Here is a 26,667-nt window from a genome sequence, read left to right as displayed (position 1 = left end):
GCCTGCCACGAAGAATTCGTGGCAGGCTCCGCTTTGTGGTGATCTAGCTGGATGCTACTTCCAGAGGTCGATGATCTGCACTCCCGCTTGGCCCAGCAGGGCGCGAAGCGTGGAAACGTCCAGCCCCACAACGTTCTGGAAATTTCCCTCGATTGACTCGATGAAGGAAGCCGCCAGTCCGTCAATGGTGAATGCCCCGGCGCAGGGCAGCGGCTCCCCGCTGGCCACGTAGGCTTCGATCTCCGCCTCGCTGACCTTGGAAAAATGCACCACGGTGGAGGAGATCCGGCCCTGGGCCGCCTCCGGGTTGGCCGTGTCGATGAGCCAGTGGCCCGAGTGCAGGACTCCGGTCGAACCGCTCAGCTGCTGCCAGCGCTCGCGCGCCACCTCGGGAGTGTGCGGTTTGCCGTAGGCCACGCCGTCCAGCTCGAACACCGAATCGCAGCCGAGCACCAGGGTGCCTTCCCGGTGGTCAGCGGCTGCGACATCCTCCGCCTTGGCCTTGGCCAGCAGCAACGCTGTTTGCGCCGGAGTCCGCGGGCCGAGCTCGTCCACTGCGGACTGGAGCACTGCATCCTCATCGACATTCGACACCTGGGTATCGAACGCCAGACCTGCATCGGTGAGCACCTTCTTGCGGCCCCAGGACGCGGAGGCGAGCAGCAAGCGCGCCGGAGTCTCTACGACTTCACTCATACGGTGACATCCTCCTTGGCGCCGGCGGCGCCGCCATGCGGGTTGTTGTTGTCCTCGGCCTCAAGCATGGCGTTCAGCTTGGAGCCTTCCACGTCTACATCCGGCAGGATCTTGTCCAGCCACTTCGGAAGGTACCAGGCTTTGTCGCCGAGCAGGTGCATGAGCGCCGGGATCAGCGTCATGCGCACCACGAAGGCGTCGAAGAGCACACCCACCGCCAGGGCGAAGCCCAGCGGGCGGATCATGGACAGGTGCGAGAACACGAAGCCTGCGAACACCGAGATCATGATCAGCGCGGCGGCTGTGACCACCGGGGCGGCCATGGAGAATCCGGAGCGCACCGCGTCGCGGGCAGGCTCGCCATGGGCGAAGCGCTCCCGCATCGCGGAGACCAGGAAGACTTGGTAGTCCATGGCCAGCCCGAAGAGGATGCCCGTCAGCAGGATCGGCAGGAAGCTGAGCAGCGGGCCGGGCACGTTCACGTCGAAGACGCTGCGCATCCAGCCGAACTGGTAGACCATGACGCTGGCGCCGAAGGCCGCGGCCAGCGACAGCAGGAACCCGCCGGTGGCCAGCACCGGCACCACCACTGAACGGAAGACGAGCAGCAACAGGATCAGCGACAGGCCCACCACGATGGCCAGGTACGGAATCAGCGCCTCGGTGACCTTCTCCGACACGTCGATCTGGGCGGCCACTTGGCCGGTCAGCGAGATCGTGGCGCCGGTGGCGTCATGGACCTTCGAGTAGTCCGCGCGCAGCTGGTGTACCAGCGCCTCGGTGGCTTCCGAGGACGGGCCGTCGGTCGGGATGACCTGGATTGCTGACAGCGTGCGGTCCTCGGTCATGGTCACGGGGATGGCAGCCACCACTCCGTCGTAGTCGCGCAGCATATCCGCCACGTCCAGCGACATGGTGTCGGCGTCGCGCTGCGACAGTCCTTCCGGCAAGTCCGCGAGGACCAGCAGCGGGCCGTTGTAGCCGGCGCCGAACTTGTCGCTGGTCTGCTCGAAGGCCTGGAAGGCCTGCGAGTCGGCCGGCTCGGCACTGCCGTCCGGCAGCGCGGTGCGCATCTGGGCCGAGGGCAGGGCGATGGCGCCGAGCACCACAACCACCAGCAGGACGGCCGGGATGGCCACCTTGGTCACCGTGCGCACCCAGCGCGAGGAGATCGGTTCCTTGATGGTCGGGTTCTCCGCTTCGGCGGCGGCCTTGGCGCGGGCCCGCTTGGAGACCAGCCGGTTGCCGGCCAGCGACAGCAGCGCCGGCAGCAGGGTGATGTTCAGCAGCACCGAGCAGAGCACGGTGAACGCGGCCGAGAGGCCTAGCACGCTCAGGAACGGCAAGCCCGGCACGGTCAGCGCGGCCAGCGCGATGATCACGGTCAGGCCGGCGAAGACCACCGCGTTGCCGCTGGTGCCCACGGCGCGCGCGATGGATTCGCCCACGTCCATGCCGCCCAGCAGCTGGGACCGGTGCCGGTGGATGATGAACAGCGCGTAGTCGATGCCCACCGCGAGACCCAGCATGAGCGCCAGCGCGGGGGTAATCGAGGCCATGTCGATCAGCGAGGAGAACGCCAGGGTGGTGCCGACGCCGGCGCCGACCCCGAGGATGGCCAGCAGCAGCGGAAGCCCCGCGGCGACCAAGGTGCCGAGCATGACCAGCAGCACGATTGCCGCAATCACCACGCCGATGATTTCTGCTGCTCCGAAGATCGAGGAGATATCCTGGATGATCTCCTTGGAGAACAGCACCTCGACGCCATTGGCCTGCGGGCCGGCGGCGATGGCGGTGATCATGTCGCGCTCGGAGGCGGTCAGCGCATCGGTCTGAACCTTGAAGGTCACCTGCGCGACGGCGGTGCTGCCGTCTTCGGAAACGAAGCGCATGCCGTTGCTGGAGTTGACCTGGCGGGAAGCGAACTCTAGTTCGGCCCGCCCCGATTCCAGGTCCTTCCCAGCGGTGGCAATGTCCTTTTCCGCCTGCTCCAGCTCGGCGGATTTTTCCTTGATGGTCGCTTCGCCTTCTTCAAGCTTGGTCTTGGCCGCGGCTAATTCCGCCTTGCCTGCCTCGAACTCCGCCTTTTTCTGGTCGAATTCGGCCTGGCCGGCGTTCAGCTTCGATTGGCCGGCACGCAGCTCGGCCCATCCGCTATTCAGCTTGGCGCGGTTGGTGGCAAGCTCCGACTTGGCGGCGTCCAGCTGGGACTTCGCACCGGTCAGTTCGGTCTTAGCGGACACCAGCTTGCCGCGGTTCTTGTCCAGTTCTGCCTGGCCGGTTTTCAGATCGGCGGCGCCGGAGTCCAGCTGCTTGCGGGCGGCATCCAGCTTGGCCAGCCCGCCCTGGGCGGCATTGACCTGGTCAAGGGACCCTTGGGCTTGGGCGATGCCTTCCTTTGCTTGGTCACGTCCGGCAACGGCTTCTGCCTTCTTGCCTTCCGCTTCCTCCCGTCCGGCGGTGAGCTGCTCCAACATGCCGGTGTACTTGGCGATATCGGCTTCATTGTTCTCTGCCTTCGCCTGGTCCAGCAGCTTCTGAGTCTGGACGATCTGGGTGCTTAGCCCTGCTATGGCAGCCTCTGCCTGCTTGATCCCGGCTTCTGCAGCCGCCAGGCCTTGTTCGGCCTGCTTCAGCCCGGCGGTGGCCTGCTTCTTTCCTTCTGAGAGCTGCGCTTCGACCTTGTCGCGAGGCTGGCCCTGCAGGATGGCTTCCATCCCTGCGGCGTAGTCCTTCTCTCCGGAGTCGATCTTGGCCTGCGCCGCGTCGAGTTTCTTTTCGCCTGCCTGGAACTGCTCCAGACCCTTGTCGTACTGCGCGCGGCCGGCGTTGTATTCCTTGAGACCGGTGTCGTACTTCTTCTGCCCGGCATCCAGCTGGGCCTGGCCGCTGGTCAGCTGCGCTTCGGCCTGCTGCAATTCGGCGCGTCCGTTGGCAAGCTGCGCCGCTGCGGCATCGATCTGAGGCTGCCCCGCGGCGATCTGCTCCTGGCCCTTGTTGTACTCGGCCCAGCCATCGGTGATGCCCTGCTTGGCATCTTCCAGCTGCTGCTTGCCATCGGCGATCTGCTGCTTGCCGTCATCCAGCTTCTTCTGGCCGTCGACCAGCTTCTGCTGCGCCTTGTCCAGTTCCGGCTGCGCGTCATCGAGTTGCTTCTGCAGCTTGAACGGGCTCGTGGCATCCACGACCTGCGGGTGCAAGCCCAGCTGTTCCAAGGAGTCGGCAATCGACTGCTTTTGCGCTTCGTTCAGCGGTTTGCCCGAGCTTTCACGGAACACGATGGAACCGGAGCCGCCGGCAAGATCCGGAAGCTCGTCCTTCATCCGGTCCAGCGTGCGCTGGGTTTCGGTGCCCGGGATGGTGAAGCTATTGGACAGCTGCCCCATGAAGAGACTGGCGGAGACGCCGATGAAGATGAATGCGGCCAGCCACATCGCGATGACGCGGTAGTGGTGCCGATGAGCCCACCGTGCGAGGCGGTAAAGCATTGAAGCCATGGGATTAGTCTTCCTGGAGTGGTAGCGCGGCGGTGGTGGGCAGGGCGGCGAACCCCTCATCGAGGGTCTTCATCGCCTGGGTGATCAGGTGGTGGAACTCGGCAATCTGCTGATCCGACAGTTCCATGGGCGATCCGTTGGGATTGGGAAGCCGTTCGATCCATTCATCGAAGGCTGCCTGCCCCGCACCCAGGATCGCGTGGGTGAAGACTCGGATGGAGAAGCTGTCCGCCTGCGGATAGCGGCGGGCCACCCGCTCGATGACATCGGTGGTGGCGATCTGCCATTCGTCCATATTGGTCGGATAGCAGCCGGTAGGGGAATCCGCTTTGAGGTAGGCGCCGAACAAGGCGACCTGGCCCAGCAGCTTGGCGACCTCGTCGGATTTCAGCGCCAGCACGATGGCCTCGATCAACGGCAGGGTATCGGTCAGCTCGTTGATGGACTCGACCATGGTTTCCAGCACCGCATGCAGCGGGTACGACATGATGGCGTCAACCGTGGGGAAATAATTGAACAGCGTGCGCCGGGAAATGCCGGCGGCCTCCGCGATCTGGGTGGCGGTGATGCCGGCGCCATGCCCTTCGTGCAGAAGCCCCGATGCGGCGGCGACGATCGCCTGCAGGGTGGCTTGCTTGTTTTTTTCGCGGCGATTGCCGACGCTGAGGGAAGTCACATACTTACACTACGTGCAAAGTTGCACCCTGTGCAAAACAAAAATGAGTGCAACGCGCAGTGCGGCACTGATGATTTCGGCTATTCCGTGGTGCGGTTGCCGGTCTGAACTGGATTGGGGGCTCCAGCCATAGCACGGGCTGACAAGCCGGCCAGCCGCTCCAGCGGACCGCGTCCCAGGAAAATGGCCCAGAGGGTGCTTCCGATCAACAGCGCCATCATGGTGAGGGGCAAGGCCGTATCCGACATGAGCATGCCCCCGGGCCCGGCAGCAATAAAATAGCTGACCAGATGGGCGCAGTAGGCGGTCATCGGCATCGAGCCCATGGCGGCCACGGGCAGAGCTATCCAGCGCAGCGGCGCAGCAACCAGAAGACACAGGCCGAGAACGATGAGGGCGAACCCGCCCGAGCCGATAATTTCCGCAGTGGCGCCGGAGTGCGGTTCTGGGCTGAAAAACGCCAGCCATGCGGAGGTCCCGATTTCTTCGGGGCTGATTGTCTGCGCAAGCTCTGCCCAGCCCATGCCGGAGAAATACGAAGCATCGTAGGAGGAGCTATCGGGCCATTGGTCTGAAGAAAGCCCCGGCTCATCCATGCTTTGCCGCTCGGGGACCTCCTCCGGCGGCACGCAGCTCACGTAGGAACCGGGCTCGCCTTCACAGTACATCCCGCCCAGATCGAGTTTCTCTGCCGGCACATACTCGGGCATTGGCATGCTGGAATCACCGATCAGCTCCTCACCGTCAAAGCTTTCTTCCAAGAATGGCGTGACGGATCCCGGCGCGGGGATGAGGGCTGCACCATAGCCGATGAATGCCAGCACCATTCCCGCGGCCAGGAGCTTGCCGGCCGTGGCTGCTGAGGCAAGTCGGAATTGTCCAATGGCCATCCCCGCAAAGATCAGCGCCAGCCAGGCGGCGGCCGAGTAGATGCCGAAGAACGTCAGCATGACTCCGGGGGCGGAGGGTTCCAAGAGGACGGTCTTCAACACTGCTCGTGTGGCGGGGCCCAGCACAGCGCAAATAACCGACAACACCAATAGTTTGCCTGCGCTCCAACGTAGAAAGGGTATTGCCGCTACGTAAAGCACTCCGTAGATCGTCAAGATCACCGCGATGGGAGTGTTCAGCAATTCTAGGACCAGGCCAATGGCAAAGATGAAGGCGCCTCGACCCAACATGGCAAGCCTGATCTGGGGGAGCTCAGCAGCCGAGGGGCGCGACCTGCCTCCTGTCATGAGGCTGATGGAGATGCCCGCCAGCAGGGCGAAAAGGAGAGAAGACCGGCCGTTGGCCAACGCGCCCCAGGTGCCCGGTGCGAACAAGTCGACTTCTTCGGGCATATCAAGGTGCGCGACGACCATTCCCAGAATTGCCAAGCCGCGAGCCAGGTCCAATCCCATGACACGTGGGGGCCGTCCAAAATTCTGCAGCCGGGTTCGGAAGCTTGCCTGGGAATGCGCGGGAGCTACCGGATCTTCGCTCTGTTCGATGGTCGTCACAAGCTGAATCTTATAGTCGATTTCGTGTGTGACCTGTAACAATTTGGATACTTTTATTGCCTTGACATCGCTTTGCCATTTCCCGGCAAGAGCTCTGGGGGGGGGCTTAACTGAAGTGACCACCAAACCCCGAAGGGTTTGGTGGTCAAACGACGGCGAATATTCGGTAGCTAGGCCTTGGCCGGCTCCAGCTCCTCGGAGGAAGCCTCGTCGGCGAACGGGTTGCCGTTGCGCGGCGCGTTGTACAGATCCAGATCCAGGATGTCCTCGCGCTTGGCGACGATGGTCGGGACCAGTGCCTGCCCGGCGACGTTGACCGCGGTGCGGCCCATGTCCACGATCGGATCCACGGCCAGCAGCAGGCCGACGCCGGCCAGCGGCAGGCCCAGGGTTGACAACGTCAGGGTCAGCATCACGATGGCGCCGGTGGTGCCAGCGGTGGCCGCCGAGCCCAGAACCGAAACCAGGGCGATCAGCAGGTAGTCGGCCAGGGTCAGGTCGATCTGGAAGAACTGGGCCACGAAGATCGCGGAGATCGCCGGGTAGATCGCCGCGCAGCCGTCCATCTTGGTGGTGGCGCCCAGCGGCACGGCGAAGGAAGCGTAGCCCGAGGGCACGCCGAGGTTGCGCTCGGTCACGCGCTGGGTCAGCGGCAGGGTGCCGATCGAGGAGCGGGAGACGAAGCCCAGCTGGACCGCCGGCCAGACGCCGGAGAAGTACTGCTTGATGGACAGGCCGTGCAGGCGGACCAGGACCGGGTAGAGCGCGAAGAGCACCAGGGCCAGGCCGACGTAGATCGCCAGGGTGAACTTGCCCAGCGCGCCGATGGTGTCCCAGCCGTAGGTGGCGACGGCGTTGCCGATCAGGCCCACGGTGCCGATTGGCGCGAGACGGATGATCCACCACAGCACCTTCTGGATGATGGCCAGGATCGATGCGGAGAAGTTCAGGAACGGCTCGGCGGCCTTGCCGACCTTCAGTGCCGCCACGCCCACGGCGATGGCGATCACCAGGATCTGCAGCACGTTGAAGCTGACCGAGGTGCTGGCGACGCCGTCCTCCATACGGGTGCTGGCGCCCAGGCCCAGGAAGTTCGACGGGATCAACCCAGTGAGGAAGCCCAGCCAGTCGCCGGTCTTGCCGGTGTACTCTTCCGGGGTTCCTTGCCCGGTGTTGGCTCCCGGCTGGAAGACCAGTCCGAGGGCCATGCCGATGGTCACGGAGATCAGCGCGGTGATGCCGAACCACAGCAGGGTCTGCCAGGCCAGTCGGGCCGCGTTGGTGACCTTGGAGAGGTTTGCAATCGAGGCGACCACAGCGAAGAAGATCAGCGGTATGACCGCCGTGCGCAGAAGGGCCACGTAGCTTGAGCCAATGATCTGCAGTGCTTCACCCAGACCGTTGGGCTGTTCGGCAGTGCTGCCGGTGTACTTGGCGGCCAGGCCGAGCAGCAGGCCGACAATGAGAGCCGCGATGATCTGCGGCCCAAAGCTTGTCATCCAACGTGGTAGTCGGGAAGAAGGTGCGGTTTTTGACATGTCACACACCGTAGGCCTTAAATTCCCGGGGCGCGCAGTTTCTGTTACGCAACATGACGAATGCGGATTTCCTGTGATTTGTAACGCCCATGGAAAGCGGGATTGAGCCGCGGATCACTGCCAAGTGGGGAATTTCCTGCCGGGATTTCGAAATATGACGGCTGGATTAGACGGCATGAAACGTGAGCGCTACACGCTAAACGCGGGTGGTGGTTGACAACGCGGCGCTCCGGCCAACAGGTCTCCGCTAAGCGGTAAAAGCCTCGCCGCGAACATTGACAGGCAAGTGAATGCTTGCCTATTCTCGTTGCATGGCGGATCTATTCAAGGCTCTGGCAGACAGCACGCGGCGCATCATCATGGACGAACTCGCACAGCGCGATGGCCAGACCCTGTTCGAAATCTGCGGGCGGCTGGCCATGATCCACGAGCTGGCCATGAGCCGGCAGGCCGTCTCGCAGCATCTGGCGGTGCTGGAAGAAGCCGGTCTGGTCATCTCGCGCCGGGAGGGCCGCTATAAGTTGCACCACCTGGATACCGCTCCGCTGCGGGAGATCGCCGAACGGTGGCCGCAAACCCATACCAACGACCAAGGGACGAACCAATGAAGATCTATATCACCAGCGTCTTTGTCGACGACCAAGCCAAGGCGCGCGAGTTCTATACCAAGGTGCTGGGTTTCGTGGTCAAGCACGACATCCCGGTGGGGGAGGACAGCTGGCTGACGCTGACCTCGCCGGATGCGCTCGCCGGTCCCGAGCTGCTGCTGGAGCCCTCCGGCCACCCGGCGGTGGCTCCGTTCCGCGAAGCACTGGTCAGCGACGGCATCCCGTTCACGTCCTTTGCCGTGGAGGATGTCAACGCCGAATACGAGCGGATGCTTGCCCTGGGTGTCGTCTTCACCCAGCCGCCCACGGAAATGGGTCCGGTCACCACCGCGGTCTTCGATGACACCTGCGGCAACCTAATCCAGCTGTCCAACTACAAGGACTGAATTCGCGGCAGTCCGCAAACGGCGACAGGGTTCCCTCGACCGCGTGGTCGAGGGAACCCTGTCGCATTCATATAAGTTTTCCGGCGGTTTCTCAGCCGTCCAGCAGTGCGCGCTTGAGCGTGTCCAGGCCGACAGAACCCAGCTTCAGCGCCCGGGTGTGGAAGGCCCGCACATCGAAGTTTTCGCCCTCGCGGGCGGCCAGCTCATCGCGGATCTGCTCCCACAGGCGCTGCCCGACCTTGTAGCTCGGAGCCTGCCCCGGCCAGCCCAGGTAGCGCGTGAATTCGAAGTCCAGCTGTCCGGGGGAATCGTCGAAGTTGGCGCGCAGGAAGTCGTAGCCCTTCTCCGGGGTCCAGATTCCTTCGCCCCATGCGGCGGGGATCTCCAGCTCGAGATGCACACCGATGTCGAAGACCACGCGGGCCGCGCGCATCCGCTGCGCGCCGAGCATTCCCATGTAGTCTCCCGGGTCGTCCAGGTAGCCCAGCTGCTGCATCAGCCGCTCCGAGTACAGGGCCCAGCCTTCGCCGTGTCCGGAAACCCAGCACAGGTTGCGGCGCCACTTGTTCAGCGTGTCCGCCTGCAGTTGCGCGGTGCCGATCTGCAGGTGGTGGCCCGGAACGCCCTCGTGGTACACCGTGGTGAGTTCGGACCAGGTGGTGAACTCGTCCTCGCCCGGCGGAATGGACCACCACATGCGTCCGGGGCGGGAGAAGTCCTCGGACGGGCCGGTGTAGTAGATGCCGCCGTCCTCGGTCGGGGCGATCATGCACTCGATGCGGTCCATCGGCGCCGGGATGTCGAAGTGTGTTCCGGCCAGGTCCCGGACCGCGGCGTCCGCCTTGGACTGCATCCATTCGCGCAGCGCGTCCTTACCGGCCAGCTTGCGCTCCGGATCCGCGTTCAGGATCTCCTTGGCCTCCGCGATGGAGGCACCGGGCTTGATCTGCTGCGCCACGCGTTCCTGCTCGGCGATGATCCTGCCCAGCTCCTCGACGCCCCAGGCGTAGGTCTCCTCGAGATCGACTTCGGCGCCCAGGAAATCGCGCGAGGCGAGGGCATACTGCTCGCGTCCCACGGCGTCCTTGGCCGGGGCCGCGGGCAGCAGCTCCTCTTCCAGGACCGAGGCTAGTTTGCGGTAGGCAGCCTTGGATGCGTCGGCGCCGGAGGCCAGGGCTTCGCTCAGCGAGGCATCCAGCTTGGCGCCGTCAGCCGCCAGCTCGTCGAAGAAGCCGCCGTCCTTGGCGTAGTCCGTCGACTGCTCCATGACGATCTTCACCTGGCGGCGTGCGGCGACCAGCCCCTTGGAAGCAGAGTCGCGCAGGGACTCGATGTAGCCGTCCATGGCGGCCGGCAGATTCGCCAGTCGCCGGGCGATATGCCCGAAGTCCTCGGCCGAGTCCTGCGGCATGAGGTCGAAGATGGCGCGGATCCCCTGGGCCGGGCAGGCGATGTTGTTCAGTTCGGTGCGGCCGGTGGCAATGATCTCCAGCTCCAGCCCCAGGCGTTCCTGCATGGCATCGAGGGTGACCTTGTCGATGTCGTCCACGGGCTGCAGCTCCCCGAGCTTGGCCAATGTGTTGCGGGCGGCCTCGGCGTAGCGCCGGGTTCCCTCGGGGGAGTAGTCGCCGTACAGGCTTTCGTATCCGGGCAGTCCGAGTTCCGCCCCGAGGTCCGGGTAGATCCGCAGGGTGTGCTCGAAGTGTTCATCTGCTACGGCGTCGATGGCCGTGGCGGCGCGAGGTGATGTCTCGTTGTTCATGCGGCAAGCCTAGTTGATCTGAAACAGATGTTGAAGAGATGAAGTGAAAATGAATCGGCGGTGCCCACCGGCGTCTGAATGGCGCCTCGGAGGAAACGGGGCTATGGTGGTTAACTATTGCCTACCTATCGATAGGTAGGAATCGAGAATCACCTCGCGTCAACCTTTTTGAGGAGAAGCAGATGCCCACAACCCAGACCGCCGCCAAGGTCGGTGCCTGGTTCGCCATCTCGCTGGCTCTGGTCACCATCCTGGGGCCAGCCGGCACCGATATGTACCTTGCGTCCCTTCCTGACATCGTCGCGGACCTGAAGGGCACCGAATCCATGGGCCAACTGACCTTGACGGTCTACCTGCTCGCCATGGGTGTCGGGCAGCTGGTCTTCGGCCCGCTCACCGATGCCTTTGGCCGGCGCAAGCCGCTGCTGGCGGCGCTGGTCGCTTTCCTCGCAGCCTCCTTGTGGGCGGCCGGCAGCCCGAGCCTCGAGGTTCTGCTCGGAGCTCGTGCCCTGCAGGGGCTGGCCGCGGCGCTCACCTTGGTGGTGGCGCTGAGCATGGTGCGCGACGCAGCCCAAGGGGTGCGGGCGGCGCAGCTGTTCGCCCTGCTGATGACCATCGAGGGTTTGCTGCCGGTGCTGGCACCGACCGCCGGCGGATTCATCGACCAGCACTTCGGCTGGCGCATGGTGTTTTTGGTGCTGGCCGGCCTGACCGCCATCGCCACCGTGAACACCACCTTCACCATGCCCGAAACCCTTCCCAAGTCCTCGCGGATCCAGCTTCGCCCGAGGGAAATCCTGCGCACCTACGCGCGCATCGCCAAGGACCCTGCCTTCCTGCTGCCCACGCTCGGGCTGTCCTTGGTCTTCTTTTTCCTGTTCGGCTACATCGGCGGCGCGCCGTTCGTCTACCAGGGCGAGTTCGGCCTGGACGCAGGGCAGTTCGGGCTGCTCTTCGGCTGCACCGGGCTGGCAGTGATGCTCGGCGCCATTGTCACCGGGCGGATGGTTTCCCGCTGGGGCGCGGCCAAGCTCGCGTTCATCGGCACCGCGCTGGTGCTGGGCGGGGCGGTGCTGGCTTTCGCCCTGCATGCGGCCGGGCTGGGGCTGGGCGGCATCGTGGCTGGCATGTTCCTCTCCCTGTTCGGCCTGGGGGTTGCCGAGTCGACGCTGATGGCGTTGGCCATGGGCTCGCAGGACGTTTCGCTGGGTTCAACCGCCGCCCTGCTCGGCGCCCTGCAGCTGACCATTTCCTCGGCGGCCACCCCGCTGTCCGGCCTCGCGGTCGAAGCCGGGGTTCCTGCCTGGCTGGGATTCCTGATGGCAGGCGCGGCGGCGGCTCTTGTTATTGTGGGTATCAGCGCCAAGCGGGCGCCGGTGCTGACCGATTTGGAAAGCCACTAGGAACCACGAGCACGGATCAAGCGGAGCACTCAGCGCACCATGTCACTTTCCCCCTCGGCCCAGAAGATCTGCGACGTCGCGGTCAAGCACTTCGCCCAGTTCGGCTACGACGCCTCGTCCCTGGCAGCCATCGCCGAGGGGGCGGGCATGCGCAAGCCCTCGCTTTATGCGCACTTCGCCGGCAAGGACGCGTTGTTCCTGCAGGTGCTGGAAACCGCGCTGGACGAGGAGAAAGTGGTGGCCCGCGCGGCCCTGGCCGCAGGGGGCGGGTCTTCGGAGGTTCCGGGAGACGGCTATATCTCCGGGCTCCAGGAGCGCTATGACGGTTCGCCGCACTTCCAATTCCTGCTGCGGACCGTCTACGCGCCGCCGGTGGCCCTGCGCGAGCAGGTCATCGAGAAGTACCGCGGCTACGAGTCCGAGCTTCGGGCGGCCTTTATGGAAGGCCTTGACTCGAACCTCGCGGAGGACCGGGCGATTCTGCTGGCCGAGGCGTTTCTCGGAGTGGTCGACAGCCTGCAGGTCGAGTTGATCTACAACGCCCCGCAGACCTTCGAGGTGCGGCGCGATGCCATGCGCCGGATGCTGGGGACGTTCGCCGCGGCGCTGTGACGCAATATTGCCACCGGCACGAAGCGGCCATGCAGTCATAGTGCAAACAAGAATGCCGGAGCATCCCAAGGGAGGTGCTCCGGCATTCTTGTCGCTGGCGTGCTTAGCGGCGTCCCAGGTTCCAGGACAGGCGCGGGGTGCTCAGCGCATTGCGCTTGCGCAAGCGCGTCACGCGCTTGGCCGCCGGCACGGCGCGTGCGGTCTGCTGCTCCTGGCAGTCCAGCGCCATCAGCAACGCGGTCACCGCGGCCAGCTCTTCGGGCGTCGGGTTGCCGCGGGTGACGGTCAGCTGCGCGGCAGCGGAGGCGTAGGCCTGCTGATCCATGGAAGAACTCCTTGTGCGTCGTGGAAGAAGGGTGTGTGCCGTTGGGTCCTTACAGCGGGATGTTGCCGTGCTTCTTCGGAGGCAGGGTGGCATGCTTCTCGCGCAGCGCGCGCAGCCCGCGTACCAGCTGCAGGCGGGTCTCGCTCGGGGCGATGACCGCGTCCACGTAGCCAAGCTCGGCGGCCTGGTACGGGTTGAGCAGCTCGGCCTCGTAGTCGTCGATGATCTGCTTGCGGCGCGCCTCGACGTCTCCGCCTTCGGCCTCCACCGCCGCCAGGTCGCGGCGGTACAGGATGTTGACCGCGCCCTGCGCGCCCATCACGCCGATCTGTGCGGTAGGCCAGGCAAGGTTCAGATCCGCGCCCAGCTTCTTGGAGCCCATCACGATGTACGCTCCGCCGTAGGCCTTGCGGGTGATCACGGTCAGCTTCGGCACGGTGGCCTCGGCGTAGGCGAAGAGCAGCTTGGCGCCGCGGCGGATGATGCCCTGGAATTCCTGGTCCTTGCCGGGCAGGAAGCCTGGCACGTCCACCAGGGTCACGATCGGGATGTTGAAGGCGTCGCAGTGGCGCACGAAGCGCGCCGCCTTCTCCGAGGCGTTGATGTCCAGGGTGCCGGCGAACTGCATCGGCTGGTTGGCCACCAGGCCTACGGTACGGCCCTCGATGCGGGCGTAGCCGATCAGCACGTTGGGCGCGTACAGCGCCTGCATCTCGAAGAACTGCCCGTCGTCCACCACGGACTCGATGACGGTGCGCATGTCGTAGGGCTGGTTGGCCGAGTCCGGGATCAGGGTGTCCAGTTCCAGGTCGTCCTCGGTGACCTCCAGCTCTTCGTCGAATTCGGCGATCAGCGCATCGGAGAGGTTGGAGGAGGGCAGGTAGTCCAGCAGGTCCTTGCAGAACTCGATGGCGTCTTCCTCATCGGCGGCCAGATAGGTGGCGGTGCCGGTGTTGGCGTTGTGCTGGCGCGCGCCGCCCAGGGTCTCCATATCGATTTCCTCGCCGGTGACGGTCTTGATGACGTCAGGTCCGGTGATGAACATGTGGCTGGTCTTGTCGACCATGATCACGTAGTCGGTCAGCGCGGGGGAGTAGGCGGCGCCGCCGGCGCTCGGGCCCATGATCAGCGAGATCTGCGGGACCACCCCGGAGGCGTGCACGTTATTGCGGAAGATGTCCGCGAACATGGCCAGGGAGGCCACGCCTTCCTGGATGCGGGCGCCGCCGCCGTCCAGGATGCCGATGACCGGGCAGGAATTGCGCAGCGCGAATTCCTGGACCTTGACGATCTTCTCGCCGTTGACCTGCGAGAGGGAACCACCGTAGACGGTGAAGTCCTGCGAGTAGACGGCGACCTGGCGGCCGTCCACGGTGCCGTAGCCGGAGACCAGGCCGTCGCCCATCGGCTTCTTCTTCTCCATGCCGAAGGCGGTCGAGCGGTGGACTGCCAGGGCATCGAATTCTACGAAGGAACCCTCGTCCAGCAGCATCTCGATGCGCTCGCGGGCGGTGTGCTTGCCGCGCGCATGCTGCTTCTCGACGGCTGCCTGTCCACTGGGTGCTTCGGAGAGCTTTTGGCGGCGGCGGAACTCAGCGAGCTTGCCGGCGGTGGTGGACAGGTCGATTGCTTCGTCTGCCTCGGTACGGCCCTGCGTCATGCCCTGGTCTCCCTCGGATCGGTCTCAATGTGTAGGAATGGCACAAGAAAATTGCCAACCAAGCCAGTCTAACTGGGAAAACAGCCAGTTTGTTTGTAGGAATCTTACAAATTGGGGCAATCCTGAGCATGACCCACCCCAGAATAAGTTACTCAACAGTAGCTTGCGCGCCCCATCTGCCGTAACCTAGATCACATGACTATTGAATCGCGAACCCTCATCGCCCCCGAGCATTCCCGGCTGGCCGGACGCACCATCCTGATGAGCGGCGGCAGCCGCGGCATCGGCCTGGCCATCGCGACCGCCGCTGGCCGGGCGGGTGCCAATGTGGTGCTGCTGTCCAAAACCGACACGCCGCACCCAAGCCTGGAAGGCACCATCCATACCGCCGTGCAGCAGATCAACGACGCCGGTGGCAAAGGACTGGCCGTGGTGGGCGACGTGCGGGTGGACGAGGACGTGCAGCGCGCGGTGCAGCAAGCCATCGATGCCTTCGGCGGCATCGACATCGTGGTGAACAATGCCTCGGCGATCAACCTGGCCAAAACCGACCAGCTGGACATGAAACGCTACGACCTCATGCAGGACATCAACGTGCGCGGCACCTTCCTGCTGTCCAAGACCGCGCTGCCGCACCTGCGCGAGTCCGCTCACGCCCACATCCTGACGCTCTCCCCGCCGCTGAACCTGGATCCCAAGTGGGCAGGGATGCACCTGGGCTACACCATGGCCAAGTACGGCATGTCGCTGACCACGCTGGGTCTGGCCGAAGAGCTCAAGGACGCCGGCATCGCGGTGAACTCCCTGTGGCCGGAGACGCTGATCGACACCGCCGCGATCCGCAACCTGCCAGGCGGCCAGCAGATGGTCCACGGCGCGCGCAGCGCGGACATCGTTGCGGACGCCGCCATGGCGATCCTCTCCAGCGATCCTGCCGGAGTCAGCGGCAATTTCTTCACCGACGGCCAGGTGCTGAAGCTGGCCGGGGTCGACGACTTGAGCGGCTATGCGCTGGATCCCGAGGTTCCGCTGGTGGAAGACATCTTCCTGTAAAGCCAGCTGCCGCACAGGCCCGCGTGGCTTAGGGTGGTTTTCATGAGCATTGAGAAGCACTGTGCCCGCGCCGCGCTGGATCCGGCCGTCTTCGACGCCCTGGCCGGCGAGCTGGGACTGGGCCTGGTCAGCATCCGTGAAACCTCCGGCTCGACCAACACCGAGCTGGCGGACCTGGCCGCCTCCGGGCAGGCCGGGAACCTGAGCGTGTACTTCACCGAGCACCAGCAGCAGGGCAAGGGGCGGCTGGGCCGCGACTGGGTCACCCCGGCCGGGTCCTCCCTCACCGTCAGCGTGCTCGCGGTGCCTGGAGAAAGCATGCCCACCGACTCGCTGTCCTGGTACACCATGCTCGCGGCCCTGGCCTGGTGCCAGGCCGTTGAAGAACTCACCGGGGTGGCAGCCCGCATCAAGTGGCCCAACGACGTGCTGGCCGGGGACAAGAAGATCTGCGGCATCCTGGCCCAGCTGGTCTCCACGCCGAAGGGCTTCGGCGTGGTGGTCGGCACCGGCATGAACGTGGACCAGGACGACACCGAGCTGCCGGTCCCCACCGCCACCTCGCTGCGCCTGGCCAGCGGATCGCCGGTGTCGCGCAGCGCCCTGCTAACCGGCTATCTGCGCCGCTTCGCCGCCCTGGATATCGCCTTCCGCGAAGTCCGCGGCAATGCCGCGGCCGGGATGAATGGCTTCTCCGGGGCCAGCCTGGCTGGCATGGTCGCCGCGAAGCTGGCTACGCTCGGACACGACGTCCGTGTTGAATTCCCAGATGGGAGCCTGCTTGAAGGCCAAGCGGTGGACCTTGAACCCGACGGCGCGCTGCTGGTGCGCGACGGCGCCGCACGCACCCACCGGGTGCTGGCCGGGGACGTCCACCATGTGCGGCGCGCCGATGGAAAGTACGCCTAACCTGCTAGTGCAACTGCACCGGGACTAGTATTAGTAGAACTGAGGCTTCAAGGACCAACCAGGGCAGGAGGGACGAGGATACTGACGATGAAGGTGCCGCTGCATGAGAGGGAACGCGTGATCATCAAGACGCGTGAACATTCCAAAGTGCTGAGACAACCAATTGTCGTTTTCCTGCTGCTGACCGTGGTCTGCACGTTCCTGCTCGGCTACCTCAGCCGCACCGACCTTTCGCCCTGGCTGGCGGAGAACGCCGGAGTGTGGGTCGTGGTGACGCTGGTCCTCTGGGCGGCGCTGACGCTGATCTGGTGCGTGGCCCCGTGGGTGCGCTGGCTGCGCAGCCGGATCGTGCTGACCACCGAGCGGATCCTGTTCCGCTCGTCCTTCACCTCCGGCAAGCTGCAGTCGGTGGGTTTGTATACGGTGCGCGACCTGATTGCCCACACCAAGAAGCAGAACGCCATGACCCGCGCCGGCACCTTGGATATCGTGCTGGGCCATGGCTACGTCAGGATTGCCCACGTTCCCTCCGTCCCGTACTTCAGGTCCCTGGCCATCGACGCGATAACCAACCTGCGCATCAACCAGTCCCCGGTGCAGACCGAGGCATCCAAGAGTGAGGGCATGGCTCCATGAGCACCGAGCACAGCAATACGCCACGGGCCGACACTCCGCAGTCCGCCTCCGTCGCGGCCCACCAGGCCCGCGAGCACGCCCCGGTGGAGACCGCCCCCGAAGCGGATCCGATCCTGGAACTCGCCCAGGCCATGGAGAAACCGCTGCAGGTCCCGGCCCACACCCCCGACGCCATCCGCGACACCGTCGCGGCTTTGGAACGCCAGCTGATCGGCGGGCAACGCGAGCTGCGCCGCCGCGAGGTGGCGGCCGACGCCGGCATCTCCTTGCATTCGGCCCGCAAGCTCTGGCGCGCGATCGGCTTCCCGGAACTCAGCGACGACGACGTTTTCTTCACCAAGCGTGACGAGGAAGCGCTGGCCACGATGGTCGGCATGGTGCGCGAAGGGCAGCTGACCGAGGAAACCGCCATCTCCCTGATGCGTTCGGTGGGCCAGATGACCGACCGCATGGTGGTCTGGCAGATCGAGGCGCTCGTGGAGGACATGATCGCCAACCAGAACATGTCCGACCGCCAGGCCAGGCGCCAGCTGTTCGACATGCTGCCGGACCTGATCCCGCAGATCGAGAACCTGCTGCTCTACTCGTGGCGCCGCCAGCTGAACTCCGCGGTGCACCGCATGGCGCTGCGCGCCGAGGCCGGCGTGGCCGCCTACAACCAGGGCGGGGGCGGGGACGACGACACCCCGCTGCCATTGGCCCGCGCGGTGGGTTTCGCGGACCTGGTCTCCTACACCTCGCTGTCACGGCGCATGAACGAACGCACGCTGGCCAAGATGGTGCAGCGCTTCGAATCCAAGAGCGCGGAGATCATCTCCGTGGGCGGCGGCCGGCTGGTCAAGACCATCGGCGACGAAGTGCTGTACGTGGCCGAAACCCCGCAGGCAGGCGCCCGGATCGCGCTGGCGCTGTCGCAGGAGTTCGAAGCCGATGAAATGCTGCCGCAGACCCGCGGCGCGGTGGTCTGGGGACGCATCCTCTCCCGGCTGGGAGACATCTACGGACCGACGGTGAACATGGCCGCCCGGCTGACCTCGCTGGCTGAACCCGGCACGGTGCTCACCGACGCGCTGACCGCCAATACGCTGAAAAACGATCCGCGGTTCGTGCTCACCGCCCAGGAAATCACCGCGGTGCGCGGCTTCGGGGAGATCCAGCCCTTTGAACTGTCCCATGGCGAGGGCACCGGATTGGTGGTGGACTGATGCACGCAGAAGCCCAGTCCGTCCCCTTCGTCCTCGCCGCGGCCGGGCGCACCGACGTGGGCCGGCGGCGCACCGAGAACCAGGACCGCATCCTGCTGGGCCAGGTGGCCTATGCGGTGGCGGACGGCATGGGCGGCCACGAGGCCGGCGAAGTAGCCAGCCAGCTGGCCGTGGAGACCATGGAAGAGCTGTGCACCCGCGCGGCCAAGACCTCCGTGCCGAGCCTGCCCACCGTGCAGCAGGTCCAGCGGCAGGTGCAGCTGGCCGATGACCGCATCCGCGAGGCGCTGGAGTCCCGCGGCGGCACCACGCTGTGCGCGCTGGTGCTGATCAAGGCCTCCGGGCAGGGCCGCGACTCGGTCACCGCGCCGGTGGCCATCCCTCCGTGGACCCAGGGCTTCGCGGCCCAGGGCACCACCGACGTCATTTCGAAGATCACCCCGGAAATGCTCGAGGCCCACCGCCGCGGACAGGACCCGGCCACCGCCGCGATGCCTGTTATCGAGGAAGTGCCGAACCTGGCGCTGGTCAACGTGGGCGACTCGCGCGGCTACCGTCTGCGCGACGGGGCCCTGCAGCAGCTGACCCGCGACCACTCTGCCGTGCAGGAAATGGTTGATGCCGGCCAGATCACCGAGCTGGAGGCGCGGAACCACCCGCACCGCAACCTGATCACCCGCGCGCTGGGCGCCGGGGCCGAAAGCCATCCGGACATCACCGTGCTGCAGCCGCGCATCGGGGACCGCTATCTGCTGTGCTCGGACGGGCTGAGCGGCGAGCTGACCGAGGACCTGCTGCAGAGCCTGCTGGTCAGCTACAAGGACCGCGAAGTTGCCGCCGAGGTGCTGACCGGTGCCGCGCTGGAAGCCGGAGGGCGGGACAACATCGCTGTGATTGTCATCGACGTGCTGGCGCCCCCCGTGCCGCCTGGAACCGCAACCCAGGCTCCGGCGCTGTAGGCCCGCCGGCGTCGTGGCGGCTCCTGGGCCAGGGGCGCACGCTGCCGCTGGTTCAGTGCATTGGATTCCTGCCGCCGTTCCCTGGCGCGCCCTCCGCCGCTGATCCAGTCGCCGCAAGCCCACGTCGGCGGGCCGGGGAGGGCTTCTGGCAATGTGGTGTGGGCGTGGTGAATCCGTCGGCTCCCTGGGGCACAATTGGATACGTGAGTGAAAATGACGTAACGCCAGTTGAGACCACGAACGCCCCGCCTGCACCGGCGCGTGAACGACACGACGAGCTTGTCGAGGCAATCCGGACGCATCGGGAAGCCTACTACCAGCAGGATGCCCCGCTGGTCTCGGACTCCGAATACGACGCGTTGTTCCAGGAGCTGGAACTGCTCGAAGCCCAATACCCCATCCTGGCGGGCCAGGATTCACCCACCCAGGAGGTCGGCGGCGAGGTGTCCGCGGCCTTCGCCCCGGTGACCCACGCCAGCCGCATGTACTCGCTGGAAGACGTGTTCTCCCTGGAGGAATTGGATGCCTGGCTGGAACGCGCCGGCGCCAACGCCAACCGCCTGCACCCGCAGATTCCCGTGCGCTGGTTGTGCGAGGTGAAAATCGACGGCCTGGCCCTGAACCTCACCTACCGCGACGGCAAGCTGGTCCGCGCCGCCACCCGCGGCGACGGCACTACCGGCGAAGACGTCACCCACAACGCCATGACCATCAGCGACATCCCGCAGCAGCTCTCCGGTTCGGGCTGGCCAGCGGAATTCGAGGTCCGCGGCGAGGTCTTCATCGCCACCGACGACTTCAACGCCTACAACGAGGCGCTGATCGAGCAGGGCAAGGCGCCGCTGGCCAACCCGCGCAACGCCGCCGCCGGCTCGCTGCGCCAGAAGGACCCGGAACAGACCGCCAAGCGCCCGCTGCGCATGTTCGTGCACGGGCTGGGGCGCAGCCGCGACTTCCCGATCACCGAGCAGTCCCAGGCCTACGAGCTGATGCGCGAGTGGGGACTGCCGGTGTCCCCGTACGGCCGCGTGGTCGAGTCGCTGGCCCAGGTGAGGGAGTTCATTGCCGAGCACGGCGAGAAGCGCCATGAACTGATCCACGACATCGACGGCATCGTGGTGAAGGTCGACGACCTCTCCACCCAGGAGCAGCTGGGCTACACCTCGCGCGTGCCGCGCTGGGCCGTGGCCTACAAGTACCCGCCGGAAGAAGTGCACACCAAGCTGCTGGACATCCAGGTCCAGGTCGGGCGCACCGGCAGGGTGACCCCTTTCGGCGTCATGGAACCGGTGCTGGTGGCAGGGTCCACCGTGGCCCGCGCGACCCTGCACAACCAGGAGGTCGTCAAGGCCAAGAACGTGTTGATCGGGGACACCGTCATCCTGCGCAAGGCGGGAGATGTGATCCCGGAGATCGTCGGCCCGGTGCTCGCGCTGCGCGACGGCACCGAAGTCGACTTCATCATGCCCACCGAATGCCCCTCCTGCGGCCAGCCGCTGGCCCCGGCCAAGGAAGGCGACGTGGACATCCGCTGCCTGAACGCGGAATCCTGCCCGGTGCAGCTCACCGAACGCGTCGCCTACCTGGGCGGACGCAGCGCCCTGGACATCGAGGCGCTGGGCTACGAGGCCGCCGCCGCGCTCACCAGCGGGCCGGGCGAGGACCCGGCCACCCAGGGCGGGTTGATCCTGCCGGCGGGCCCGGGCCCGCTGCGCAACGAAGCCGAGCTCTTCGACCTGAAGGACAAGCTGGATCAGCTGGCCGAGGTCAAGGTCTGGCGCGAAAAGCGGGTCAAGGGGGAGGGAACGGGCAGGTTCGATCTGGTGCCCTACTTCTTCACCAAGGCCACCGCGAAGAAGCCCTCGGTGCCGACCAAGAGCACCGAGAAGCTGTTCGACGAGCTGGAGAAGGCCAAGGGCAATCCGCTGTGGCGGGTGCTGGTGGCGCTGTCCATCCGCCATGTCGGACCCAACGCCTCCCGCGCCATCGCCACCCGCTACGGTTCCATGGACGCGCTGCTTGAGGTCATCGATGCCGGCAACGCGGTGGAGGAGCTGAGCCAGATCGACTCGGTGGGCTCCATCATCGCCGAGGCCCTGGTCGATTGGTTCAAGGTCGACTGGCACCGCGAGATCGTCAGCGCCTGGCAGGCGGCCGGGGTGAAGATGGTCGACGAGCGCGACGCGAACATCACCAAGAACCTCGAAGGCCTGGCCATCGTGGTCACCGGGACACTGGAGAACTACTCGCGCGACACCGCCAAGGAAGCGATCATCGTGCGCGGCGGCAAGGCCACCGGCAGCGTCTCGAAGAAAACCGATTTCCTGGTGGCCGGCGAGGCCGCCGGATCCAAGCTGGACAAGGCCCAGTCGCTGGGGGTGCCGGTGCTCGATGAAGCCGGTTTCGGCATCCTGCTCGAACAGGGGCCGGATGCAGCCCGCGAAGCGGCGCTGTCCGCACCGGAAGGAGCATAAGGCCATGGATCGAGCCATTTCCCACGATCCGCTGGTGCTGCTGGCGCGCAGGGCGGCAGCAGCCGGCGCCGAGGTCCTTGCCCGCCGTGACGAGTCGAAGTTCAACACCAATGAGAAGTCCGCAGCGGGGGACTGGGTCACCGACTTCGACCGCGCCGCGGAAGAAGCCATCCGGGCGACCATCGTGACCACCCGGCCGAATGACGAGCTGACCGGGGAGGAATACCCCAGCGACCGGCCGGCCAATCCCAGCGGTCTGCGCTGGAGCATCGATCCGCTGGACGGCACCACGAACTTCGTGCGCAATATCGCCTACTACTGCTCATCGGTGGCGGCCTGCGAGAAGACCGAGGACGGGATCGAGCGCTGGGTGGCCGCTGCCATTGTGGCCCCGGCGCTGCACGTCGAGTACTTCGCCGGACGCGGGCTGGGCGCCTGGAAGCAGGACCTGCACACCGGCAAGATCACCCAGCTGCACGGACCGGCCGACACCGAGGCCCGAATCCTCGCTACCGGTTTCGGCTACGACCCCGAACGCCGGGAATTCCAGGCATCGGTGCTGCAAGAGGTTATCGGGGACTACGTGAACGTGCGCCGGCTGGGCTCTGCGGCGCTGGACTTGTGCCTGGTGGCCGAGGGCGCGCTGGATGCCTACGCCGAATTCGGCACCCGGGAATACGACTGGGCCGCCGGCGCGCTGATCGCCGAGGAAGCCGGAACCCTGGTCGGGCGGCCCGTGGGTTATCCGGGATGGCAGTACGCGGGACTGGTGGACTCTTCCAAGCTGCCGATGCCCGAGTGAGCGCAAGCGCCGTGAACGTCCCAGCCGCCTAATTCAATACCGTGCCGAGCAGATTGCTCGCATAGTGGATCGCCACGCCGACCAGCACACCGCCGCACACCTGTGAGGCGGTGTGCTCTCCGCTGCGGATCCGCGCCCAGGACAGCACCGCGATGCCGGCGACGACCACAGGCATGTACCCGCCCATGCCGTCGGCGGCCTGCAATGCCACATAGGTTCCCACCGACAGGTGCACGGAGACCTTCCACCACAAATTGACCACCGACACGACAAGCAGGCCAAGCAAGATCGCCAGAACTTCGCGGAACATCGCTGCGCCGGCATTCACGACCTGGAGCAGCAGCAGGCCGCCGAGGATGGACCCGGCAGCCAGCGCGTACAGCCGGTGCCGCTGCCGCCGCTGCGTCACGTGCATGTCGGTGACCATGCCGCGCAGCTTCGCCGCCAGCAGCACCAGCCACGGGATGATCGTGGTGAACAAGGCGGCGACCAGCGCGTCGGACCAGCCCACCTGCGCGCGGCGCAGCGGCGTTGAGAGCAGCAGCAAGGTCGCCAAGGCCGCCGGTGAAAGCACATGCGAAAAAACGAGTGCCAACTGTCGGACTTTCTGGGCAGCGGGAGCATCCCCGGTGAGCTGCATGAAGTAGTACCTCGCAAGTCGTCATCTTTGGTATGCTCCCAAGCCTAGTGCGGACCGGGGTTTTCGCTCCGGCGCGGCAGTTTGCGGAGGCATCCCGCCTCCACCGGGCGGGCCACGCGTGGCAGGAGATGCGGGAGGGACAGCATGCTCAAGATAGCCAGTGGGGTAACACGATCGGCCTTGATCCTGGCCGGGCTGGTGGGAGTTGCCGCAATTGGAATCGTGGCCTCAATGCTCATACCCGATACAGGACAAGATGAATCCTGCGAACTGAAAACGCCGTATCTGGTTGGCGGCAAGGGCGCTGCAGGGGAAGACCTCGAAGTGGTGGTGGATCCTGCTGGATGCGACCTGGACCTGCGCGATGGGCAGCTGATCTATCTTGAATTCTCGGTGACGGATGCCCCAGTACCGCAAGAGGGCCAGAGCCAGGCGCAGATGGCGGCGGACGGCTCCATGCAAGCGATGCTGCCGGTGGATCCGCGGAACACGAGCGGCCAGCTGGTGGTGAAGGTCTACGTCGGCGTTCCGGGCTGCGACGAAGACTACGCCGCGTGTGCCGCATGGATCCATGAACTGGATACTCGCATTGAAGTCTTGAAATAGTCAGCCTACGGTTCCCAGAAGGAAACTATTCCGGCTGCGGATCAGCCGTGGCATGTACCAGCTCAGCACGAGTCTTTCCGCCAGCCAGCCCAGCGGGCCCCACGGGGCGGCGAAGCTGATCTTGTCGATCATCACGGTTTCATGGCCGCAGTCGATGAACTCGTGGACGTGCCGGAAGTGCTTGAACGGGCCACGCAGCTGCTCGTCCGTGAATGATGTGTGCTTCTCCAGCGCGGTGATCCGTGAGGTCATGCGCATCGGAACGCCAAAGTGCGTCGCCCGCCAAGTCACCTGCTCGCCGAGGCCGATCATTCCAGTGGTGACACCGGCGACGGCCCGCTCTGCGGAATCCTTCATGGATTCCGTGTGAGCGTCGATATTCAGGGATTTGTCCCACAGCGCCTGGACGCTCTGGGACGTGCGGGAGACGCACTCGAAGTAGACGGCCATAAGGCCAGACTAGACGACGACCAGATTCTCTTCGGAAATTCCGGCTGCCGCATCGTCGTAGTATTCGCGCTGGGTCAGCTTGGACGCAGCTGCCTCGTCCAGCACCACAACGGCGTCGCGGTGCAGCTGCAGCACCGAGCCGGGGCATGCTGCGGACAGCGGGCCTTCGACCGCGGCGGCAATGGCGTCGGCCTTGCCGGCGCCGGTGGCCACGAGAACCAGGCGGCCGGCATCCAGGATGGTGCCAAGGCCCTGGGTGACGCAGTGGGTCGGCACGTGCTCGATGCCTGCGAAGAAGCGGGCGTTGTCCTCGCGCGTCTTGGATGCCAGTCGCTTGATGCGGGTGCGGCTGGTCAGCGCGCTGCCTGGCTCGTTGAAGCCCAGGTGGCCATTGGCGCCGATGCCCAGGATCTGCACCTGGACGCCGCCGGCTGCCTTGATTGCGGCATCGTAGGCATCCGCTGCTGCCTGGACCGCGATTACCGAGTCGCCGGTGCCCTGCGGCACGCAGAGGTTCTCCGGGCGCAGGCCGATGACGTGGCAAACCTCGTTGACCAGGGTCTGGCGGTAGGACTGCTCGTGGGTGTCCGGGATGCCGATGTACTCGTCCAGCGCGAAACCGAGCGTGTCAGAGAAGTCCGCGCGTGATTCGGAGACCGCTTTGCCCAGTTCGCGGTACAGCCCCAACGGGGATGAACCGGTAGCCAAGCCCAGCACCTGCCGCTTGCCGTTCCCGTGCTCGGCCAGGCCGGCCAGGACGTTGTCAGCGGCGATACGAGCTACCTGGTCGGCGCTCGAACCAATCAGTACGCGCATAGAAGGAGGATCCAATCTTCAAATAACGGGGTGCGCCGGGCGGCGCCGCGGCCAGCCGGAGTCAGGGCAAGGGCAGGACCGTGAAATTACTATTCTTGCAGGTTTCCTGCGTCGCTAGCACTTTTGCGCCGCGGGAATCTGCAACATCTCGATCACGGTGCGCGCCAGCACCGGTGAGGCGCCGTAGGTGGTGATGTCGGCGCGCGGGGCCGGCCAACCGAAGTTGACCACCAGTACGCGGTGTCCGTCCTGGCGCAGCTGGGCGGCGAGCTCATGCACGGCATGGGTCTCGGACAGGGCGCGGGCCGCGAGCAGCACCTTGGCGCCGGGACGCAGGTCCTCCGCGGCCTCGGTCGGAGCGACGCTCGACAGGCCCCACGGCACGTGTCCCACGGCCATGTTGCTGTCGGTGTCCACCTGGACCAGCTGCACTTCGGCAGGATCCGCGATCCAGCCTTCGACCTCGGAGGAGGTTTCGAAGGCCTTGGACCAATCGCCGGTCACCAGCTCGCATGGTTCGCAGGCCTCGTCCTGCACCCGGTAGTGGGTGGCCAAGGCGGTGTTGCGGGCCGCCGCATCGCGCAGGCGCTGGGGATCCAAGGCGCCTTCGTGCACCGCGTGGAGGATGGCGTTGACAACCTGTTCGTAGTCTTCGCGTTTCATGTCGGTGCCCAGGCACAGCAGGTCGGCCCCGGCGCGCAGCGCACGCACGGCGGCCACGGGGATTCCGGTTTCCGCGCTGGCGCCGGCCATGTCCAAGGCGTCGGTGACGATCACGCCGGTGAACCCCAGTTCATCGCGCAGCAACTTGCCCAAGATGGCACTGGAGAAGGTGGCGGGGTTCTCCGCGTCCAGCGCCGGGACCATGATGTGGCTGGTCATGATGGCGGCGATGCCGGTCTGGATCGCCGCGGTGAACGGGGCCAGCTCGCGTTCGGCCAGGGTGAAGGGATCCACCGCGACCACCGGCAGCGACAGGTGCGAGTCCGTGGAGGTGTCACCGTGGCCGGGGAAGTGCTTGGCGCACGCGGCGACCATTTCCCCCTGCAGCCCCACGGTGAACGCGGCCGTGTGCATTGCCACCTTGCGCGGGCTGATCCCGAAGGAGCGCACCCCGATGACCGGATTCTGCGCGTTGGTGTTCACGTCCGCGTCGGGCGCCAGGTTCAGGTTGAAACCGTAGGCGCGCATCTCCCTGGCGATGGCCCGGGCGCTGGCGCGGGTCAGCTGCGGGTCGTCGAGTCGGCCCAGCACCGCGTTGCCCGGCTGATTGGAGCCGTCGCGGTAGTGCAGCCGGGTGACGTCTCCGCCCTCTTCATCCAGTGCCAGAATGGCGTTGGGGGACGCCTGGCGGATCTGGGTCATGAGGGCGGAGAGCTGTTGGGTGTCCTGGATATTGCCGCCGTAGATGCACAGCGACCCCATGGGATCCGGTAGTCGAACGGTGGCACT

Annotated in this window: 24 protein-coding genes; 12 read left to right on the top strand and 12 right to left on the bottom strand. The window is 65.7% G+C overall.

Annotated features, from left to right (window positions below; genetic code table 11):
- Positions 1 to 54: 54 nt before the first annotated feature.
- The 5 genes from RF641_RS03950 to RF641_RS03930 all read right to left on the bottom strand — a co-directional run bounded on the left by RF641_RS03950 (position 55) and on the right by RF641_RS03930 (position 7,870).
- Positions 55 to 696 carry a Maf family protein gene (locus RF641_RS03950; RefSeq protein WP_113606741.1) on the bottom strand — a complete coding sequence of 214 codons (642 nt, stop codon included), beginning with the start codon at positions 694 to 696 and terminating at the stop codon, positions 55 to 57.
- Complete coding sequence (locus RF641_RS03945; protein ID WP_424572543.1) at positions 693 to 4,193, bottom strand: MMPL family transporter; 3,501 nt, start codon at positions 4,191 to 4,193, stop codon at positions 693 to 695. Before RF641_RS03945 ends, RF641_RS03950 begins: the two co-directional genes overlap by 4 nt.
- Before the next feature lie 4 nt (positions 4,194 to 4,197).
- Complete coding sequence (locus RF641_RS03940) at positions 4,198 to 4,869, bottom strand: TetR family transcriptional regulator (protein ID WP_204676787.1); 672 nt, start codon at positions 4,867 to 4,869, stop codon at positions 4,198 to 4,200.
- Between the two features lie 80 nt (positions 4,870 to 4,949).
- Positions 4,950 to 6,371, bottom strand: coding sequence for a heparan-alpha-glucosaminide N-acetyltransferase domain-containing protein (locus tag RF641_RS03935; RefSeq protein ID WP_424572542.1), 1,422 nt, complete (start codon positions 6,369 to 6,371; stop codon positions 4,950 to 4,952).
- Between the two features lie 170 nt (positions 6,372 to 6,541).
- Positions 6,542 to 7,870, bottom strand: coding sequence for a dicarboxylate/amino acid:cation symporter (locus RF641_RS03930; RefSeq protein WP_424572541.1), 1,329 nt, complete (start codon positions 7,868 to 7,870; stop codon positions 6,542 to 6,544).
- Positions 7,871 to 8,220: 350 nt separating this feature from the next.
- On the opposite strand from RF641_RS03930, the gene RF641_RS03925 reads away from it, so the two are divergent.
- Complete coding sequence (locus RF641_RS03925) at positions 8,221 to 8,517, top strand: ArsR/SmtB family transcription factor (RefSeq protein ID WP_053797552.1); 297 nt, start codon at positions 8,221 to 8,223, stop codon at positions 8,515 to 8,517.
- Complete coding sequence (locus RF641_RS03920; protein WP_053797553.1) at positions 8,514 to 8,903, top strand: VOC family protein; 390 nt, start codon at positions 8,514 to 8,516, stop codon at positions 8,901 to 8,903. The genes RF641_RS03925 and RF641_RS03920 overlap by 4 nt, the downstream gene beginning before the upstream one ends.
- Positions 8,904 to 8,994: 91 nt before the next feature.
- Here the strand turns inward: RF641_RS03920 and RF641_RS03915 are convergent, their stop codons facing one another.
- The gene (locus tag RF641_RS03915) at positions 8,995 to 10,665 is read right to left on the bottom strand and encodes a DUF885 domain-containing protein (RefSeq protein ID WP_424572540.1); all 1,671 of its coding nucleotides are present in this window, start codon (positions 10,663 to 10,665) and stop codon (positions 8,995 to 8,997) included.
- 182 nt (positions 10,666 to 10,847) lie between these two features.
- Here RF641_RS03915 and RF641_RS03910 point away from each other — a divergent pair, with 182 nt between their 5' ends.
- Both RF641_RS03910 and RF641_RS03905 read left to right on the top strand, forming a co-directional pair.
- On the top strand, positions 10,848 to 12,068 hold the full coding sequence (locus tag RF641_RS03910; protein WP_120989867.1) for a multidrug effflux MFS transporter: 1,221 nt from the start codon (positions 10,848 to 10,850) through the stop codon (positions 12,066 to 12,068).
- Positions 12,069 to 12,107: 39 nt separating this feature from the next.
- Positions 12,108 to 12,680, top strand: coding sequence for a TetR/AcrR family transcriptional regulator (locus RF641_RS03905; protein ID WP_120989866.1), 573 nt, complete (start codon positions 12,108 to 12,110; stop codon positions 12,678 to 12,680).
- 103 nt (positions 12,681 to 12,783) lie between these two features.
- Here RF641_RS03905 and RF641_RS03900 read toward each other — a convergent pair whose 3' ends face one another.
- Complete coding sequence (locus tag RF641_RS03900) at positions 12,784 to 13,005, bottom strand: acyl-CoA carboxylase subunit epsilon (protein ID WP_286163513.1); 222 nt, start codon at positions 13,003 to 13,005, stop codon at positions 12,784 to 12,786.
- Between the two features lie 49 nt (positions 13,006 to 13,054).
- Positions 13,055 to 14,665, bottom strand: coding sequence for an acyl-CoA carboxylase subunit beta (locus tag RF641_RS03895; RefSeq protein WP_113606733.1), 1,611 nt, complete (start codon positions 14,663 to 14,665; stop codon positions 13,055 to 13,057).
- A 195-nt stretch (positions 14,666 to 14,860) separates the two neighbouring features.
- On the opposite strand from RF641_RS03895, the gene RF641_RS03890 reads away from it, so the two are divergent.
- From RF641_RS03890 to RF641_RS03860, 7 genes are all read left to right on the top strand, one after another.
- Positions 14,861 to 15,718, top strand: coding sequence for an SDR family oxidoreductase (locus tag RF641_RS03890; RefSeq protein ID WP_047118514.1), 858 nt, complete (start codon positions 14,861 to 14,863; stop codon positions 15,716 to 15,718).
- A gap of 42 nt (positions 15,719 to 15,760) precedes the next feature.
- Entirely contained in the window at positions 15,761 to 16,627 is an 867-nt protein-coding gene (locus RF641_RS03885) for a biotin--[acetyl-CoA-carboxylase] ligase (protein ID WP_424572539.1), read from the top strand.
- A 147-nt stretch (positions 16,628 to 16,774) separates the two neighbouring features.
- On the top strand, positions 16,775 to 17,263 hold the full coding sequence (locus tag RF641_RS03880; protein ID WP_424572538.1) for a hypothetical protein: 489 nt from the start codon (positions 16,775 to 16,777) through the stop codon (positions 17,261 to 17,263).
- Entirely contained in the window at positions 17,260 to 18,468 is a 1,209-nt protein-coding gene (locus RF641_RS03875) for an adenylate/guanylate cyclase domain-containing protein (RefSeq protein WP_047118516.1), read from the top strand. The genes RF641_RS03880 and RF641_RS03875 overlap by 4 nt, the downstream gene beginning before the upstream one ends.
- Positions 18,468 to 19,427 carry a PP2C family protein-serine/threonine phosphatase gene (locus RF641_RS03870; protein ID WP_047118517.1) on the top strand — a complete coding sequence of 320 codons (960 nt, stop codon included), beginning with the start codon at positions 18,468 to 18,470 and terminating at the stop codon, positions 19,425 to 19,427. The genes RF641_RS03875 and RF641_RS03870 overlap by 1 nt, the downstream gene beginning before the upstream one ends.
- A 203-nt stretch (positions 19,428 to 19,630) precedes the next feature.
- Entirely contained in the window at positions 19,631 to 21,901 is a 2,271-nt protein-coding gene (ligA, locus tag RF641_RS03865) for an NAD-dependent DNA ligase LigA (protein WP_424572537.1), read from the top strand.
- Positions 21,902 to 21,905: 4 nt separating this feature from the next.
- Complete coding sequence (locus tag RF641_RS03860; RefSeq protein WP_047118519.1) at positions 21,906 to 22,703, top strand: inositol monophosphatase family protein; 798 nt, start codon at positions 21,906 to 21,908, stop codon at positions 22,701 to 22,703.
- A gap of 28 nt (positions 22,704 to 22,731) precedes the next feature.
- On the opposite strand, the gene RF641_RS03855 is transcribed toward RF641_RS03860, so the two are convergent.
- Entirely contained in the window at positions 22,732 to 23,298 is a 567-nt protein-coding gene (locus RF641_RS03855; RefSeq protein ID WP_424572536.1) for a hypothetical protein, read from the bottom strand.
- A gap of 189 nt (positions 23,299 to 23,487) precedes the next feature.
- On the opposite strand from RF641_RS03855, the gene RF641_RS03850 reads away from it, so the two are divergent.
- A complete protein-coding gene (locus tag RF641_RS03850) occupies positions 23,488 to 23,949 on the top strand; it encodes a hypothetical protein (RefSeq protein ID WP_424572535.1) in 462 nt (153 codons plus the stop codon).
- Here RF641_RS03850 and RF641_RS03845 read toward each other — a convergent pair whose 3' ends face one another.
- The 3 genes from RF641_RS03845 to RF641_RS03835 all read right to left on the bottom strand — a co-directional run bounded on the left by RF641_RS03845 (position 23,950) and on the right by RF641_RS03835 (position 26,640).
- Positions 23,950 to 24,399, bottom strand: coding sequence for an SRPBCC family protein (locus RF641_RS03845; RefSeq protein WP_113606728.1), 450 nt, complete (start codon positions 24,397 to 24,399; stop codon positions 23,950 to 23,952).
- A gap of 9 nt (positions 24,400 to 24,408) precedes the next feature.
- Positions 24,409 to 25,215, bottom strand: coding sequence for a glucosamine-6-phosphate deaminase (locus RF641_RS03840; RefSeq protein ID WP_113606727.1), 807 nt, complete (start codon positions 25,213 to 25,215; stop codon positions 24,409 to 24,411).
- A gap of 114 nt (positions 25,216 to 25,329) precedes the next feature.
- Positions 25,330 to 26,640: a glycoside hydrolase family 3 protein gene (locus RF641_RS03835; protein ID WP_424572534.1), complete on the bottom strand. Its 1,311-nt coding sequence runs from the start codon at positions 26,638 to 26,640 to the stop codon at positions 25,330 to 25,332.
- Positions 26,641 to 26,667: the final 27 nt, after the last annotated feature.

The organism is Arthrobacter sp. 'calajunan' (assembly GCF_046940185.1).
GTDB lineage: Bacteria > Actinomycetota > Actinomycetes > Actinomycetales > Micrococcaceae > Glutamicibacter > Glutamicibacter soli.
This window is presented reverse-complemented; position numbering and strand designations above follow the sequence as displayed.